The following is a 17125-nucleotide window of genomic DNA, read 5'->3' as shown; positions in this document are numbered from 1 at the left end:
CTAAAAAATTTATTACAATGAAAAAGTTTATTTTATCCTTAGTACTCATGGCTGTAACAACAAGTTACAGCCAAGAGTTAAACCTACCAGTATTTACCCAGTATTTGGCTGATAACCCTTTTATTCTTTCGCCTGCTTATGCTGGTATTGGAGATAATCTCCGTATTAGAGCCAATGGTTTAACACAGTGGGTCGGAATCAAAGATGCACCAGATAACCAATCATTGTATGCAGATTTTCGAATTTTAGATCGTTCCGGAGTAGGGTTGTCTTTATACAATGACAGCAATGGTAATACAAGACAAACAGGAGCAAAAGTTTCCTTTGCACACCACCTTATCTTAGATTATTACTCAGAGCAATATCTTTCCTTTGGTATTTCATATAACTTTAATAGTTTCCGTATTGAAACAGGCAATTTTACAGGAGATGTAAATGGTGTTCCAGTAGCATTAGATCCTTCGATAACAGACAATCGCTACAATTCAAACAACAACTTTGATATTAGTGCTTTGTATCGTAACAAAGGATTCTACTTTAGTTTTAATGCCAATAACGTTTTAAAGAAAAACGTTGACAAGTATAGAGGAGTTGAGCCGGACTTACTTTCAAACTTTCAAGTATACTCTGGATTTACATTTAGAGATGGGGAAAACAGAAGAATTGAATACGAACCATCAGTTTTCTTGCAGTATTTTGCGAGTGACCAGCGTTCGACAACCGACCTTAACTTTAAATACAGACGTTACAATCGTTACGAAGATTACTATTGGATTGGAGTTTCTTACCGTTTCTTAAATGATCAGTTTCCTAAGCCTTTGGCAGCAGGACCAATGGCAGGTTTTATGAAATCTAAATTCTATTTTGCGTATTCGTACCAATTTATGTTTAACGGACTTGGGACTTACAATTCTGGAACCCACTCGATAACAATCGGATTTGATTTCTTACAATCTATCAGTAACTGTCCTTGTACACAGAGTCCAGTTCACGATTAAACAAGTATTTTTATCATTTTTAATAATTAATTTGTTTATTTTCATAATTTACAACGTTTTCGTTTTTATTGATCGATTATTTTTGCTTTTTTGAAATTTATAGTACTGTAAAAGTTCTATATTTGTTATTCTTTCAAAAAATTAAAAAAATTACAGATGAAAACTTTAAACGATTTCGATTTTAAAAATAAAAAAGCAATTATCCGTGTAGACTTCAACGTGCCGTTGGATGAGAATTTTAATGTTACAGATACAACACGTATTGAGGCTGCAAAACCAACTATTGACACAATCTTAGCACAAGGTGGAAGTGTGATCTTAATGTCACATTTAGGCAGACCAAAAGGAGCAGAAGAGAAATATTCTCTTAAACATATTTTAAAAACAGCTTCAGATATTTTAGGAGTTGAAGTAAAATTTGCTGAAAACTGCGTTGGAGAACCAGCTCAGACTGCAGCAAAAGATTTAAAACCAGGTGAAGTTCTATTATTAGAAAATTTACGTTTTCACGCAGAAGAAGAAGCTGGAGATGTAGCTTTTGCTAAAGAATTAGCTTCTCTTGGAGATATTTATGTAAACGATGCATTTGGTACAGCTCACAGAGCGCACGCATCAACTACAATTATTGCACAATTTTTTCCAAACGATAAATGTTTCGGAACTTTATTGGCCAAAGAAATTGAGAGTTTAAACAAAGTACTTAATAACAGTGAAAAACCTGTTACTGCTGTTCTTGGAGGTTCTAAAGTTTCATCTAAAATCACAGTTATCGAAAATATCTTAGATAAAGTTGATCACATGATTATTGGAGGCGGAATGACATTTACTTTCATTAAAGCCCAAGGCGGAAAAATTGGTGAATCTATCTGTGAAGACGATAAATTAGATTTAGCTCTTGAAATTTTAAGATTAGCAAAAGAAAAAAACGTTCAAGTTCATATTCCAGTTGATGTTATTGCTGCAGATGATTTCTCAAACAATGCAAATACTCAGGTTGTAGATGTAACTGCAATTCCTGACGGATGGCAAGGTTTAGATGCAGGTCCAAAATCTTTAGAGAACTTCAAAAAAGTAATTTTAGAGTCAAAAACTATCCTTTGGAATGGTCCATTAGGAGTTTTTGAAATGGAAACTTTCTCTAAAGGAACGATCGCATTAGGGGACTATATTGCCGAAGCTACAGAAAATGGTGCATTTTCTTTAGTAGGAGGTGGTGATTCTGTTGCAGCAGTAAAACAATTCGGATTTGAAGACAAAATGAGCTATGTTTCTACTGGTGGCGGGGCTATGCTTGAGATGTTAGAAGGAAGAGTTTTACCTGGAATTGCTGCAATTTTAGACTAAAATATCACAATTAACATTTTTTTACATAGTTTTCTTCGATAAAGGGCTTAGATTTGCAAAAATACAGTTCCTATAATTCTTTGAGTTACAGAATTTTAAAAAAATGTTATATGATTGTAAAGAAAATATCCTTAGTGGTTACAGCTTTGTTCTCTATGTCGATGTTCGCGCAGGAATCTGCAGAATTTTCTAGAGAGATAAAGCAAGACATTAAGTTGTCGTATTTAGATTCTATCAAAAGCACATTCAAAAGAGACCAGTTAGCTACAAAAGTTGATAGTTTATGGATGAATGAATTAGTTAGTCTTGACATTTATGACGATTTAACAAAAGACATTCAAACAATTAATAAAGATGTCACTGTCGATGAAGAACTGCCAACAGAATTGCTCAAACAGCGTTTAGCGGCAATGAATCAGAAATCACCTTTTGAGATAGAATACAATCAAGGTTTAGAAAATATAATAAAGTCATTTCTTAAGAACCGTAAAAAATCGTTTTCTCGATTAATGGCTTTATCAGAATATTATTTCCCAATCTTTGAGGACGCTTTTGCCAAACAAAATGTTCCTTTGGAAATAAAATATTTAGCCGTTGTAGAATCTGCTTTAAATCCTAAAGCAGTTTCTAAAATGGGCGCCACGGGACTTTGGCAGTTTATGTACGGAACCGGAAAACAATACGCTTTAAAAATCGATTCTTACATCGATGAAAGAAGTGATCCTCTTAAAGCTACAGCCGCATGTTCTGAATACATGACCAAAATGTTCAATATTTTTGGTGACTGGGAACTGGTTTTAGCATCTTACAATTCAGGTCCTGGAAATGTTACCAAAGCAATTCGTCGCTCAGGCGGAAAAACTAAATATTGGGACATTCGCAATTACCTTCCAAAAGAAACTCAAGGTTACGTTCCCGCTTTCTTAGCAACAATGTATCTTTTTGAATATCATAAAGAACACGGAATTAACCCAGAAAGAGCTGTTGTTAAAAACTTTGAAACAGATACAATAGCAATTAAAAATCAAATGTCTTTTAAACAACTTGCTGATTTATTAGACATGCCGCAATCGCAAATCCAGCTTTTAAATCCATCTTATAAAATGAATGTCGTTCCTTTCTATCAAGGAGAACAACATTTTATTCGTCTTCCAAAAGATAAAATAGCAACATTTGTTTCCAACGAAGATCAGATTTATGCATACGTTAAGCACGATACAGAATTTAGATCAACTTCATCAAGACTTGCAGTAAAATATGCTCCAAAAGTTAAGCCGGCAGCTAAACCTGCAGCAATTGACAATAGCGATTTCGAATTTTACAAAGTTAGAAAAGGAGATAATTTAGGAGCAATTGCATCAAAATACAATGTGAGTATTAGTGAGTTAAAAAAATGGAATAACATTAAAACTAATGCTGTTGCAGTTGGAAGAAGTCTTAAAATTAAATCTGAAGAAAATGCTCCAGTTAAAACAAGTCCAGTTATAGACAAAGAAGAAGCAATTGCATCTGCAGATGATAAAGAAAAATCAACTACAGTACCACAAGACTATGTTGTAGCTGCTGGAGATAATTTAGGAAGTATTGCCAAAAAATTCGGTATGACTATTGCGGAGTTAAAAGAACTTAATAATTTAACTTCAAATAATATTGGTTTAGGAAAAACGCTTATTATTTCAAAAGCGTCTCCAATAATAGAAGAGCCGGCTTCAACAGCAATTGCATCAACTTCAGTTGATTCATTCAAGAAAAAGGCAGTTTCTAAAAATATGGGTGAGGATTATTACGTTAAAAAAGGAGACTCTTTATACAGTATTTCTAAAAAATATCCTGGAGTAACAATTTCAGATATTAAAAAATGGAATGGTATTAAAGATGAAGACATTAAACCGGGAATGAAACTTAAAATAAACGGATAATAGAATAATCTTATTAAATTTGGGTTTTATTTCATAAATTAAGAAAATGAATAAAACCCATTTTTTATTTCTATTACTTTCATTTTTCCTGATTTCATGCTTCAAAGGCGAAAAGCAGAACGATTCAGTTTCAGGAAAAACCAATACCATTTCGATCATTATTGACGATCAGCTATGGTATGGAGAAGTTGGTGATAGTATTCGAAATAAATTTGCCTCGCCAGTTCTTGGACTTACACAAGAAGAACCGCTTTTTACCATCAATCAATATCCTGCTCGTTTGCTTGAAGGTTTTGTAACCGACAGCCGAAGCATTATTGTAGTTAAAAAAACGGCATCAGATAAATTCGAAATCATTCGAAGCAAAGCTTTACCTCACAATACATTCCGTATCTACGGAAAATCAGTAGATGATATTATCTGTAGTATCGAATTAAACTCTCCAGAGATCATCAAACAAATTCGTGATGCCGAAATTCAAAAGGTTCAGGAAGACAATAGTAAATCACTATTGAATCCAGCGATCATTAAAAATAAATTCCATATCGATCTACAAATCCCTACTGGATATGAATATGTACTGCATAAAAAGAATTTCATCTGGCTTAAAAAAGAAATTATCAGCGGTAATACAAGTCTTCTAGTATACCAAATACCTTTGCACAAATTCGACAAGAAAAAAGATGTTGTAAATTCAATTGTGCGTATGCGAGATTCAGTTGGAAGTTACATTAAAGGTCGCGAGCCTAACACAAGAATGATTACCAGCGAAGCTTACGCACCTTATTTTTCAAAAGTTACATTAGACAATAAAGATGCTTTTGAAACAAAAGGAACCTGGGAATTAAAAAACGATTTTATGGCAGGACCATTTATTAATTATGCCATTGTTGACAAAACGTATAATCGTCTTTTGGTTATAGAGGGATTTTGTTACTCGCCATCTAATCAAGAACGAGATTTAATGTTAGAGTTAGAAGCAATTATTAAATCAGTGAAAATTGATAAGAGATAAAAGTTTTGTTTTGAGCTTATAGCAGGCAATTATTCTAACTCGTACCAAAAAACCTGAAACTTGTAGCTTGAAGCAATTTACGCTAATATTTTCCTTACTTTTGTTTGTAACAAACATAAAAACAAATAGTTATGAAAAAATTAACCGCAACACTAGTATTGTTTGTGCTGTGTTTGATCTCTTGTAAAAAGGAAGTAAAAACAGAAACCGAAACCACAAAAGTTTCAGACAGCATTAAAACTGAAGAACCAATTGCAGAAGAACCAGTAGATTCTGCTACGCAAGCAAAAGCCTGGCAGGCATATGCAACACCCGGAGCTCCGCATAAATTAATGACAGACGAAGTAGGAACATGGAATTGCGATATGACTTTTTGGTATGAGCCGAATGCAAAACCAGAAAAAACAACCTCAGTAGCCAATATCAAAATGATTTTAGGAGGGCGTTATCAAGAATCAGATTACCAAGGAAAAATTATGGGAGCGCCATTTGTCGGCAAAAGTACATTGGCCTACAACAACGCCAGTAAAGAATATACAACCACTTTTATCGATAATATGGGAACCGGTATGATGGTCGCTTTTGGTAAATATGATGAAAAAACAAAAACAATTGAATTTAAAGGAGATGTCGTAAATCCAGTAACTGGAAAAAAAGCGCCGTACAGAGAAGTATATACAATTGTTGATCCAACAACACGAAAAATGGAAATGTACGACACGAAAAATGGAACAGAATATAAAAGCATGGAAATAGTGATGAAGAAAAAATAATTTCCAGCACAGCGTAAAATAGAAATCCCGATTACAATTTGTAGTCGGGATTTCTATTTGATAATATTTGATGTAATTTTGCTTGTTCTATAATAAACAACAACGAAAAAGCAGCAAACAATATACAGAATGGAGTTAAAATGGAAAATAAAGCCTTTTGAGGCATTAAATGTAAACGAGTTATATGATTTGCTCAGACTAAGAAGTGAGATCTTTGTAGTGGAGCAAAACTGCGTTTATTTGGATTTAGACGGAAAAGACAAGAAAGCACTACATTTAATTGGCGAATATGACGGCAAAATTGTAGCTTATTCTCGTTTATTCGATGCCGGAATTTCATTTGATAACGCTTCAATAGGAAGAGTGGTAGTTGATGCCAATTACAGAGATAAAAAATTTGGACATGATTTAATGCGTGAAGCTATCTCTCAAATACAGTCAAACTTTGGAAAAGATAAAATTACTATCGGAGCACAGTTGTATTTAAAGAAATTCTACGAAAGCCACGGTTTTGTACAAACCAGCGAAATGTATTTAGAAGATGATATTCCGCATATTGAAATGATTCGACAGTAATTAAATACTCCACAAGATTTGACTTCATTCACTACATCTTTAAAATCGTTTTATATTCTGTTTGGTTATTTAATACACTAACTGCTCTTTTAATTTCAGAATTATTTTTGATATAAAACTGATACAAACCTTCCTGATATTGATATCTCTTAATCAATTCTTCCTGGATCATGTTTTTAATTTCCTTTTGGTTTTTATCCAGCAAAGTGGTTTCACTTTTTTCTAAAGCGGCCAATAACTGCTGATATTCAGGAGCAATTGTTTCGTCTATTTTTTCATTTTTAGCTGCCGCTAAAGTGTTTTTCAAAGCCACTTCAGTTTCGGTATCAAATGTGATTTTATTTGCTTTCAAAAACTGTTTGAAAGAACTATAATCTGCGTCTGTTATGGTTGGGATTTTATCTCCCAAATTCGGATTTTTGTAGTAGTAAGTTGTCGCATAATCAAAAACGCCGTCATTTTTAATTAAAGCTGTTGCAATTGCGCTGGTTTTAGTTTCTTCTAATTCAATATCTGGTAAAACTCCACCGCCGTCATAAACTGTTCTGCCTTTTCTGGTTTTAAAAGCATTAAAATTTTTAGCATCAGTTTTTAGTGCCACGCCGTTTTTGTCTTTATGAGCATAATCCAATGCCTGAATACATCTTCCAGACGGAGTATAATATCTCGAAATAGTAACTTTTAACTGCGTTCCGTAAGTAAGGTCAACCGAACGCTGTACCAAACCTTTTCCGAAACTTCTGCTTCCTAAAATAACCGCTCGGTCTAAATCCTGTAAAGCACCAGAAACAATTTCAGACGCAGAAGCACTTCTTCCGTTTACTAAAATTGCCAATGGAATTTCTGTATCTACAGGTTCTTTTTGAGTTTTATAGGTGTTATTGTGCTTTTCTATTCGTGATTTAGTCGTAACAATTACTTCATTCTTCGGCACAAATAAATTACAGATATCAATCGCTTCGTTCAATAAACCTCCAGGGTTTCCTCTTAAATCTAAAACAATTTGTTTCGCTCCGTCGGCTTTTAACTTTTCAAGAGCATCTTTAACCTCGTTAGAAGCTTTTCTGCTAAAGTGCGCCAAAACAATATAACCTGTTTTATCATCAATTTTTCCGTAAAAAGGAACCGATTTAATGTCTACTTCATCCAAAACCAAAACAGTAGTATAAGGTTTGCCCTGACGTAGATATTTAATATTGATTTTAGTATTTTTCGTTCCCTTTAAAAGTTGAGAAGCATCATCTTTAAAATCGGCAATCAAAACATCTCCAATCTGAATAATTTCGTCACCCGCTTTTAGTCCGGCTTTATCGGCAGGATAATTTTTATAAGGTTCGCGAACAATTAAGCGATCTTTTTTCCTTGAGATTAAAGCACCAATGCCAGTATATTCTCCAGTATTGTTGATTTTAAAGTTCACCACATCTTGTTCGTTAAAATAAACCGTGTATGGATCTAAACTTCCCAACATACTTTTGATCGCTTTATCCATCAAATCGCCGGGATTCGTTTCGTCTACATAATTGGTGTTTACTGCTTTAAACAAAGTCGTAAAAATCTCGATTTGTTTGGCAATTTCAAAAAAATCTTCTTTAAAACTGGTTCCAACAAACAACATTCCCGCAGCAGCGACAGGTATAATAAATTTCTTTTTGAAATACGGATACATGATTATTATTTTTTTCTTCTTTTTAATCTTTTTCTAATAAAATAGGCAAATACAAAAAACAGAATGACAAATGGCCAAACGCTTAATAATGAAATTAATAAATCGGATAAACTAAAAAATCCTGATTTAATTGCGGTTCCAAGTTTTGAACCGTATGATATTTTAACACCTTCTTTTTCAGGTATTGTTTTATAAAATTCAATAGTAACAGTACTTTCAGAAACTCGGCTTTCCAGATATTTCAGCTGACCTTCTTTAGATTCGATTTCCTCGCGAATAGCAGAAATTTGTTCTTCAATCTCTAAAATTTCACTGACTTTGTTCGCTTTTTTTAGAATTTCAAGGTAACGTTCTTCTAGTTTTTTCTTGGTTTTTAATCGAGAAGTCAGATCGATATATTGTTCTGTAACATCTTCAGCAGAAATAGTTTTAACTTCAAAATAAGAAACACCTTTAGAAATATCACTTATAAAACGATCGAAATTCTGACTTGGTACTTTTATCGTTAGATTTCTAAAAACAGTTGCAAAATCCTTTCCTTCAGAATCGTTTATGATTCTGGCTTTACTAGTCAACGCAGCTTTTTGAATTTGACTGAAAGAATTTTCTAAATTATCAGTTTCAAATTTTAAAGTTGCTTCTTTTATGATTTTTTGTTCGATTTTTTCATCTACTTTAGGCGGCGGAGCATCGTTCGGACTTGGCTTTTTGTCATAAGCAACATTTTCTGCTTTTGCAGGCATTTGTACACTTTGAATTGCATAAGCTTCGTCATTTACAGCGTTTGCTTTTTTACATCCAAAAAGAATTAAAAACAAAAAAGATAAAAAGAAAATGTGACGCATAAAATTTCAATTTAGAGCTAAAACTACGATTTTTTTGTCTAATTTGATTATTAATCTTACGTTTTGAAATTTACGATTCACTTTTCTGTTCAGAATCTTGAGATTTGTTTATTTGAGCTGTAAATTTCTCAAACAACTGAATCATTTTGGTATTGATTTCTGTGTATGATAATTTGTCCTTAGACTGATAAAAAAGCATAATAGAATAGTTTCCATCCAGATTATCAAGAAGCAAATGTTTGTTTAAGCGGTATGTTTCTCTCAAAACTCTTTTGAAGTAATTTCGATCGACAGCTTTTTTGAAATATTTCTTAGAAACTGAAACACCAATTTTGGTTTGTTCTTCTGAATTTTCTTCTGCTTGACGGTAAACCAAACGAAGCGGATATTTAGACACCGATTTTCCATCAGAAAAAAGTAAGCCAATCGTTGTTTTGCTTTTTAAACGCTCGTTTTTAGGGTAAGTGAAGTTCATTTAATTCAGAAAAAATTTGCAAATTTTACTGCAAAGGTACAATTAAACCAGAAAAACGGTTATTGTTTTCAATTTTAATAAGTCTAAAAATATATTTATTACTTTTGCGCATTAATTTTTGAAGCATGGAAAAAATTATTTCTTATCCAATATCGGTAATTTATTATTTATTATTTGGTTTATGTTTGGCTGTTTTTCATCCCATTCAATGGATTTGTTTAAATTTATTTGGTTACCAAGCTCATAAAAAAAGTGTAGACTATTTAAATTTCTGCCTTTTAAAATGTACAAATCTTGTGGGAACAAGATATACAATCGAAAATAGAGAGACAATTCCGACAGGAGTGCCGATCATTTTTGTAGCCAATCATCAAAGTATGTACGATATAGTCGCAATGATTTGGTACTTTAGACGTTTTCATTGTAAATTTGTAAGTAAGAAGGAATTAGGAAGCGGAATTCCAAGTGTTTCTTTTAATTTGAAATACGGAGGATCTGTCTTAATTGACCGTAAAGACCCTAAACAAGCGATACCAGTTATCAAAGGCTTGTCTGAATATATCGAAAAAAATACAAGATCTGCTGTTATCTTCCCAGAAGGAACAAGAAGCAAAACAGGAAAACCAAAAGAATTCGCGCAAAGCGGTCTTAAAATTTTATGCAAATATGCGCCGTCTGCATATGTTGTACCGGTGAGTATTAATAATTCTTGGAAAATGGTAAAATTTGGTTTCTTTCCTGTTGGTTTAGGAAATCACCTGAAATTTACGGCTCATAAAGCTTTAGCTGTCAAAGATTACAAATTTGAAGAGCTTATGGAGATTACTGAAAGAGCAGTTAAAGAAGGAATAAATGAGTATAAACAGGTTTAAGTTTTAGTCCGAGCTAAAACGTACAACCCAAATCTATAATAAGTAATGTCTATAAAAAACATTAGATTAGAAGTAATGCAGTTTTTGGAAAAAAACGTGGATAGCTTCGTTGAACAGTATTTAATTCCAGTGGAAAAAATTTGGCAGCCGTCTGATTTTTTACCAAATTCTGAAGGAGAAAATTTCTTCGAAGAGGTAAGAGAGTTACGTGAAATTGCTAAAGAATTACCATACGATTTCTGGGTTACGCTTGTAGGTGATACCATCACCGAAGAAGCTTTGCCTACATATGAGTCTTGGTTAATGGATGTCGAAGGAGTTGATCAAGTAGAAAACGGTGGTAACGGTTGGTCTAAATGGATCCGTCAATGGACCGGAGAAGAAAACCGCCACGGAGATCTTTTAAATAAATACCTGTATTTGTCTGGTCGTGTGAACATGCGTGAAATCGAAATGACTACGCAGCATTTAATCAACGACGGTTTTGATATTGGAACTGGAACTGACCCGTACAAAAACTTTGTATACACGAGTTTCCAGGAATTAGCAACTTATGTTTCTCACAATAGAGTAGCGCAGATCGCAAAGAAATTTGGCGATAACAAGTTGTCTAAAATGTGTAAAATGATTGCAGGTGACGAAATGCGCCACCATCATGCATACAGCGAATTTGTAACTAGAATTTTCCAAGTTGATCCAAGCGAAATGATGCTTGCTTTTCAATACATGATGAAACAGAAAATCGTTATGCCGGCTCATTTCTTGAGAGAATCTGGACAAAAAATTAGTTCAGCATTTGAGCAGTTTTCAGATTCTGCACAGCGTATCGGGGTTTATACTGCAAATGATTATGTTGATATTATGCAGAAATTAATGAACAAATGGGAAATTGATAAAATTACCAATTTGACTGATGAGGCTGAGAAAGCACGCGATTACTTAATGAAATTACCAGCTCGTATGGCAAGAATATCAGAAAGAATCGTTATTCCGCAAGAATCACACATCTTTAAATGGGTTGAACCAGCGAGATTGTAAATTTTAGATTGCAGATTTTATATTTTATATTTAAAATTGAGTTTTGCAATTGATTTTGATATTGAAAAATGTTGATTGTTAGATTTTCAAAACTCTAACAATCAGCATTTTTTATTTAATACAAACCTTTCGTAAATCTGCTTAATGTGCATGATCTGCGAGAAATTCAAATACTATAATTCATGAATACTTCTGAACTGATAAATAAAACCATCGCTTTCGTAAAAGAAAAACTGAACGATGCCGAAGGCGGACACGATTGGTTTCATATCGAACGCGTGTATAAAAATGCACTTTTAATAGCAAAAGATACCGTTTGTGACCTAACAGTTGTCCAGCTGGGAGCTTTGCTTCATGATATTGCTGACAGTAAATTTCATAATGGGGATGAAACTATCGGTCCAAAAACAGCGAGAGCATTTTTAGAGACAGAAAATGTTTCAGAAGATATAATTACGCATGTTGTCAATATCATCGAAAATATCTCTTATAAAGGCGGAAATTTCGAAAAGAAATTCTCTTCTGTCGAATTGGATATCGTTCAGGATGCAGATCGATTAGATGCAATCGGTGCAATTGGTGTTGCAAGGGCATTCAATTATGGCGGATTTAAAAACAGAGCTTTATACAATCCTGAAATTGCTCCAGTAACCAATATGACAAAAGAGGAGTACAAGAAAAACAATGCTCCAACGATCAATCATTTCTACGAAAAGCTTTTGCTTTTGAAAGACAAAATGAATACCGAAAAAGGAAAACAAATCGCTGCCGAAAGACATCGCTTTATGGAAACATTCCTAGCGCAGTTTTATGCCGAGTGGGAAGGGGTGAAGTAAGTTTTCTGTTTCAGTTTTTCAGTTTTGTTCGTATTTAACAGTCTTGCAGAATGAATTCTACATGATTAGTTACAGCATCATAAAATACATATGCCAAACCAATGTCTCCCCACATGTAACCTGCATTGTGTTCAGAGTCTATTTGGAATAGTAAATCCATAGGTTTATTATTTTCTTTTGGTGGTGTAAGGTCACCTTGAAGCCAGTGAGCATAACCACCTATTTGACTTTCAAAGTCCCGTGTTCCAACAAGTTTCTCAACTGTATTAATATAACTATCATAAGGATGTTCGTCGTTTAAAATACAACATAATTGAAATGCTTTTTCACTATAAAGGTCAATAGAATCCCAGTTAGGTAATGATTTGATTTTATTAAAGGTTACTTCGCAATAATCTACAGATGTTGTCAAAACTGGCTGTTCAATTTTAACTGTATTTTCAGGATTTAGTTTTTCGTATATTTTAAACTGCCACCCATCCTCATCAGTATAACAAGGAAACAATTCCCAATCATAAAAGAACTGAATTAACTTAATATTTTCGGGAAGATTAATTGTTCCATCATTGTAAATCTGAAACATAAATGTTTGATAATTTCCGTTTTCAGATTTTGGCCATTCTTCGCCTATTTCAAAATAAGGATTTCCTCCAAAATGAGATATTAAAGGATTATTTTCTTGCTGTTCTGATTCTTCGAGAACATTAATACTGAAAGCTTCTTTAATTAAAGGTTTAAGCAGGTTTTCTAAATCTTCGAACGAAGTCAGATTTTCTGCCTGTAGATTTTTTCGATATTCTTCAAATTTTGTATTCATAATTGTTTTGTGTTATGATTTTCAAATAAATTGAAACAGTGACATAAAATAGTATTCGCGGTTTTTCAGTTTAACAGCATTGAATACAAAATTCTATGCGTTTTTCTTCTGCATCATAAAATACATAGGCTACACCCGCATCACCAATCATTANTTTTTTTTTTCGATATTCATCAAGCCACGAACTCATATTATGCCGGATGTTTCATTATAAAGTAAGTAATTGCACAAGAGCATAAAAAACCTAACGTAAACTATAATAAACGGGCCACTCTGTTATCTATTATAATTTCTATTTTATCTTCTTCTGACATTTTTGATGGATTTAAATTTCGTCAAAAATAATTGGTAGAAGTTTGATAAAGAGGAAGTAAAAGTTTTTTAAGTAATAAAAAAAGACAACTTTAAAAAAAAGCTTCGCAAAGAATTATCTCTGCGAAGCTTTGTGTTATTAGCGAACGAATATGAAAAGATCTCAATCTTAGTGTTTAAGTAACTTTCAAACTTCAATTAAGAACATCCACAATCAGTTCCATCGCCGCAGTCTTTTTTCTTTTTAGATTTAAAAAAGAATTTTTTGATCAGAAAAGCTACTGCAAATCCTAATATGGCGAAAGCTATAATTTGCTGAATCATAATTTTTTATTTTAAAAGTTGATACGCAATTAGTGCGGTAAAATAAGCCAGTCCGCTCATTAAGACCAGTTGCATTGCCGGCCATTTCCAAGAATTGGTTTCCTTTTTAGTAATAGCCAAAGTACTGGCACATTGCATAGCAAAAGCATAAAACAACAGTAAAGATATTCCAGTGGCGAAATCAAATACTTTTTTCCCGGTATCTGGACGTATTTCTGCCTGCATTTTGCTTTTTATGGTCGATTCGTTATCCGTATCTCCAACACTGTAAATAGTCGCAAGAGTTCCCACGAAAACTTCACGGGCTGCAAAAGAACTAATTAATGCAATTCCGATTTTCCAATCGTAACCCAAAGGCGCAATTGCTGGTTCGATCGCTCTTCCCATTAATCCGATATAAGAGTTTTCTAGTTTTTGAGAAGCAACTTCGTTTTCAAACTGAGTTTCATCTAAAGTTTTAGTAGCAAATCTTTCTTTTACGATAGACTCAGCTTCGTTAAAATCTTTTCCAGGTCCGTATGAAGCTAAAAACCATAAAATAACCGATATCGCCAAGATGATTTTACCTGCACCAACAATAAATGCTTTTGTTTTTTCTACAACATTAATTCCGACATTTTTTAAAAGCGGCATTTTGTAACTCGGCATTTCGACAACAAAATACGTTTTAGAGTTTAGTTTTAAAACTTTATTCAAAATATAAGCCGATAAAATTGCCGCAACAAAACCTAAAACGTAAAGCGACATTAAGGTTAATCCTTGAAGATTTAAAATCCCGAAAACGCGTTTACTCGGAATAACCAAAGAAATAATAATAGCATAAACAGGTAATCTTGCAGAGCAAGTCGTGAATGGCGTTACTAAGATCGTAATAAGGCGTTCTTTCCAATTCTCTATATTTCGAGTAGCCATAATTGCCGGAATCGCACAAGCTGTTCCTGAAATTAAAGGCACGACGCTTTTTCCTGAAAGTCCGAACCTGCGCATTATTTTATCCATTAAAAAAACAACACGGCTCATATAACCGCTTTCTTCCAGAATCGAAATAAAGAGGAATAAAAAGGCAATCTGCGGAATGAAAATAATAACACCGCCAATTCCTGGAATAATTCCCTGAGACAATAAATCGGTTAAAATACCGCTTGGAAGTTCTGCTGCAACCCAGCTGCTTAAAGAAGCAAAAGTGCTGTCAATGAAATCCATTGGAATAGTTGACCAGCTGAAAATCGATTGAAAAATCAAAAATAAAATAGCAAAGAAAATTACGTAACCCCAAACTTTGTGCGTTAAAACGCGGTCCAATTTGGCGCGAATATCTTTAGCCATCGAAGCGTCGACTTTTAAACCTTCTTTTAAAACATCATTTATAAATTGGTATCTTTTGATGGTTTCTTTTTGCTGCAAACGCTTTAATTCTGAATGTGATTTTGTTAAAGTGCTTCGAACTTCGTTTCGGTCTAAATTAGAAAAGTTCACATCCTGCGTAATTACCAGCCACAATTTGTACATTAATTGATTGGGAAAGGCATGCTGTAATTTTTCAAAATACTCAGGATCAATTACTGAAGCATTTAAACAGGGTTCGCTTGGAAGGGTTTTATAGGAAACAATTAATTCTTTTAATTCATCAATTCCTAAACCTTTGCGAGAACTTACTAGGGCGATTTTAGTTTTTAGTTTTTCCTCTAAATACGGAATATCCAAACTAATTCCCTTTCTTTCCATACGATCAGACATGTTAATCACCAATATCGTCGGAATTTCAAGGTCTTTGATTTGTGTATAAATCAGTAAATTTCGTTTCAGGTTTTCAACATCTGTTACTACAACGGCAACATCTGGAAATAATTTGTCGTTTTTATTTAGCAAAAGTTCAATAACCACACTTTCATCCATCGAACTTGCATTCAAGCTGTACGTTCCTGGTAAATCAAGAATATTAGCTTTTATATTATGAGGTAGTTTGCAAAAACCTATTTTTTTCTCAACAGTAATTCCAGGATAATTCCCAACTTGTTGGTTAAGACCCGTTAATTGATTAAAAACAGAGGTTTTTCCAGTATTCGGATTTCCGATAAGGGCAACATTGATATTTTGAACACTCATTACAAATTGGTTTTGATAAGTTCAACTTCAATTTCGCGAGCCGTTTCGATACGAATCGCTACATGCGAACCGTTAATATCCAAATATAGAGGATCTCCAAAAGGAGCAATCTGCAGTAATTCAACTAAGCTGCCAGGAAGACAACCCATTTCTAATAATTTCAGTGGAATAAGATCGATATCAAAATCTTTGATAATGGCTTTTTCGCCTTTTTTCAGAGTGTGTATTGTATTTTGCAAGCTTATTTAGATTGAATTTAGATTGCAAAAGTAGGCAATTATTCTTTATTCCAAGGCATTTAACACCTTATCAAATGCTAAATGTTTCTAAAAATAAGGCTTTTTACTCTTGAGAAAGGAAATCGATGTCTTCTAAAAGACGTTTTATGTCTTCTTTGTTTGTTCCGTCATAAAAACCTCTAACGCGGCGTTTTTGATCTACCAAAACAAAATTCTCTGTATGAACCATATCGTACAACTGGTCTGGTCTTCCGAGTTTAACTGCTAAGTACGATTTTCTGGCCATTTTGTAGATTTCTTTTTTATCGCCCGTAACCAAATTCCATTTGCTGTCGACAACGCCATATTTTATAGCGTAGGCTTTTAAAACAGAAACACTGTCAACTTCTGGAAAAACAGTATGCGAAAGCAGCATTACTTTCGGATTGTTTAAAACAGCCTTTTGAACATCAACAAGATTCGTTGACATTTTTGGGCAGATAGATCCACAAGTGGTAAAGAAGAAGTCTGCTACATATATTTTTCCTTCGTAATTTTTCTGTGTAATGGTGTCGCCGTTTTGGTTTACAAAAGAAAAATCGGCAATTGTATGGTATTTGCTTTTATATTGAATGGTACTGTCAACCAATTCAGGATTTACATCGGCTGGATTATAAATTGGCAGCGTCTTTTTAGGTTTTAAGGCAGAGTAAAACAAAGATATCGTAACAACCGAAAACACTATTAAAACAATAAAGAATTTGCGGTATTTGTATAAAAGCGATTTCATAAAAATAATTTGGCGCAAAAATACAAAAAGCAGATTTTAAAAACTTTACTCGAATATTTTTTTAACAGCCTTTTGTAACTTTTACGATCAATATGCAACTAATTGATTAGTTAAAAATTCATGTTTGTGAAATTTATGTGTCTTTATGATTTTCCAGTTAGAATTTTAACACAATTTTAGAAATAATAACAATATGTT

17 protein-coding genes are annotated in these 17125 nt (G+C 33.4%); 9 read left to right on the top strand and 8 right to left on the bottom strand.

Annotated features, from left to right (window positions below):
- The first annotated feature begins 17 nt into the window (after positions 1–17).
- The 6 genes from ASE40_RS03605 to ASE40_RS03580 all read left to right on the top strand — a co-directional run bounded on the left by ASE40_RS03605 (position 18) and on the right by ASE40_RS03580 (position 6625).
- Complete coding sequence (locus ASE40_RS03605; RefSeq protein WP_057115977.1) at positions 18–998, top strand: type IX secretion system membrane protein PorP/SprF; 981 nt, start codon at positions 18–20, stop codon at positions 996–998.
- Between the two features lie 156 nt (positions 999–1154).
- On the top strand, positions 1155–2342 hold the full coding sequence (locus ASE40_RS03600; protein ID WP_057115428.1) for a phosphoglycerate kinase: 1188 nt from the start codon (positions 1155–1157) through the stop codon (positions 2340–2342).
- A 110-nt stretch (positions 2343–2452) separates the two neighbouring features.
- Positions 2453–4261 carry a LysM peptidoglycan-binding domain-containing protein gene (locus ASE40_RS03595; RefSeq protein ID WP_057115976.1) on the top strand — a complete coding sequence of 603 codons (1809 nt, stop codon included), beginning with the start codon at positions 2453–2455 and terminating at the stop codon, positions 4259–4261.
- 46 nt (positions 4262–4307) lie between these two features.
- The gene (locus tag ASE40_RS03590; RefSeq protein WP_057115427.1) at positions 4308–5276 is read left to right on the top strand and encodes a DUF4837 family protein; all 969 of its coding nucleotides are present in this window, start codon (positions 4308–4310) and stop codon (positions 5274–5276) included.
- A 131-nt stretch (positions 5277–5407) separates the two neighbouring features.
- Positions 5408–6049, top strand: coding sequence for a DUF1579 domain-containing protein (locus ASE40_RS03585; RefSeq protein WP_057115426.1), 642 nt, complete (start codon positions 5408–5410; stop codon positions 6047–6049).
- 129 nt (positions 6050–6178) lie between these two features.
- A complete protein-coding gene (locus ASE40_RS03580) occupies positions 6179–6625 on the top strand; it encodes a GNAT family N-acetyltransferase (protein WP_057115425.1) in 447 nt (148 codons plus the stop codon).
- 31 nt (positions 6626–6656) lie between these two features.
- Here ASE40_RS03580 and ASE40_RS03575 read toward each other — a convergent pair whose 3' ends face one another.
- The 3 genes from ASE40_RS03575 to rnpA form a co-directional block, all read right to left on the bottom strand.
- Positions 6657–8294 carry a S41 family peptidase gene (locus ASE40_RS03575; protein ID WP_057115424.1) on the bottom strand — a complete coding sequence of 546 codons (1638 nt, stop codon included), beginning with the start codon at positions 8292–8294 and terminating at the stop codon, positions 6657–6659.
- Positions 8295–8299: 5 nt separating this feature from the next.
- Entirely contained in the window at positions 8300–9139 is an 840-nt protein-coding gene (locus tag ASE40_RS03570; protein ID WP_057115423.1) for a DUF4349 domain-containing protein, read from the bottom strand.
- A gap of 70 nt (positions 9140–9209) precedes the next feature.
- Positions 9210–9614: a ribonuclease P protein component gene (gene rnpA / locus ASE40_RS03565; protein ID WP_057115422.1), complete on the bottom strand. Its 405-nt coding sequence runs from the start codon at positions 9612–9614 to the stop codon at positions 9210–9212.
- A gap of 125 nt (positions 9615–9739) precedes the next feature.
- Here rnpA and ASE40_RS03560 point away from each other — a divergent pair, with 125 nt between their 5' ends.
- The 3 genes from ASE40_RS03560 (at position 9740) to ASE40_RS03550 (ending at position 12360) form a co-directional block, all read left to right on the top strand.
- On the top strand, positions 9740–10486 hold the full coding sequence (locus tag ASE40_RS03560; protein ID WP_057115421.1) for a lysophospholipid acyltransferase family protein: 747 nt from the start codon (positions 9740–9742) through the stop codon (positions 10484–10486).
- Between the two features lie 45 nt (positions 10487–10531).
- Positions 10532–11524, top strand: coding sequence for an acyl-ACP desaturase (locus ASE40_RS03555; protein ID WP_057115420.1), 993 nt, complete (start codon positions 10532–10534; stop codon positions 11522–11524).
- 182 nt (positions 11525–11706) lie between these two features.
- Entirely contained in the window at positions 11707–12360 is a 654-nt protein-coding gene (locus ASE40_RS03550) for an HD domain-containing protein (RefSeq protein ID WP_057115419.1), read from the top strand.
- 34 nt (positions 12361–12394) lie between these two features.
- Here the strand turns inward: ASE40_RS03550 and ASE40_RS03545 are convergent, their stop codons facing one another.
- The 5 genes from ASE40_RS03545 to ASE40_RS03530 form a co-directional block, all read right to left on the bottom strand.
- Positions 12395–13177 (bottom strand): DUF1963 domain-containing protein, encoded by a 783-nt coding sequence (locus ASE40_RS03545; protein ID WP_057115418.1) that lies wholly within the window; start codon positions 13175–13177, stop codon positions 12395–12397.
- Between the two features lie 510 nt (positions 13178–13687).
- Positions 13688–13813: a FeoB-associated Cys-rich membrane protein gene (locus tag ASE40_RS21835; RefSeq protein ID WP_128414927.1), complete on the bottom strand. Its 126-nt coding sequence runs from the start codon at positions 13811–13813 to the stop codon at positions 13688–13690.
- A 6-nt stretch (positions 13814–13819) separates the two neighbouring features.
- Positions 13820–15919: a ferrous iron transport protein B gene (gene feoB, locus ASE40_RS03540; protein WP_057115417.1), complete on the bottom strand. Its 2100-nt coding sequence runs from the start codon at positions 15917–15919 to the stop codon at positions 13820–13822.
- On the bottom strand, positions 15919–16158 hold the full coding sequence (locus ASE40_RS03535) for a ferrous iron transport protein A (protein ID WP_026982352.1): 240 nt from the start codon (positions 16156–16158) through the stop codon (positions 15919–15921). Before ASE40_RS03535 ends, feoB begins: the two co-directional genes overlap by 1 nt.
- Positions 16159–16261: 103 nt before the next feature.
- Positions 16262–16927, bottom strand: a complete 666-nt coding sequence (locus ASE40_RS03530; protein WP_057115416.1) for an SCO family protein — start codon at positions 16925–16927, stop codon at positions 16262–16264.
- Positions 16928–17125: the final 198 nt, after the last annotated feature.

The organism is Flavobacterium sp. Root935, assembly GCF_001429295.1.
Lineage (GTDB): Bacteria > Bacteroidota > Bacteroidia > Flavobacteriales > Flavobacteriaceae > Flavobacterium.
This window is presented reverse-complemented; position numbering and strand designations above follow the sequence as displayed.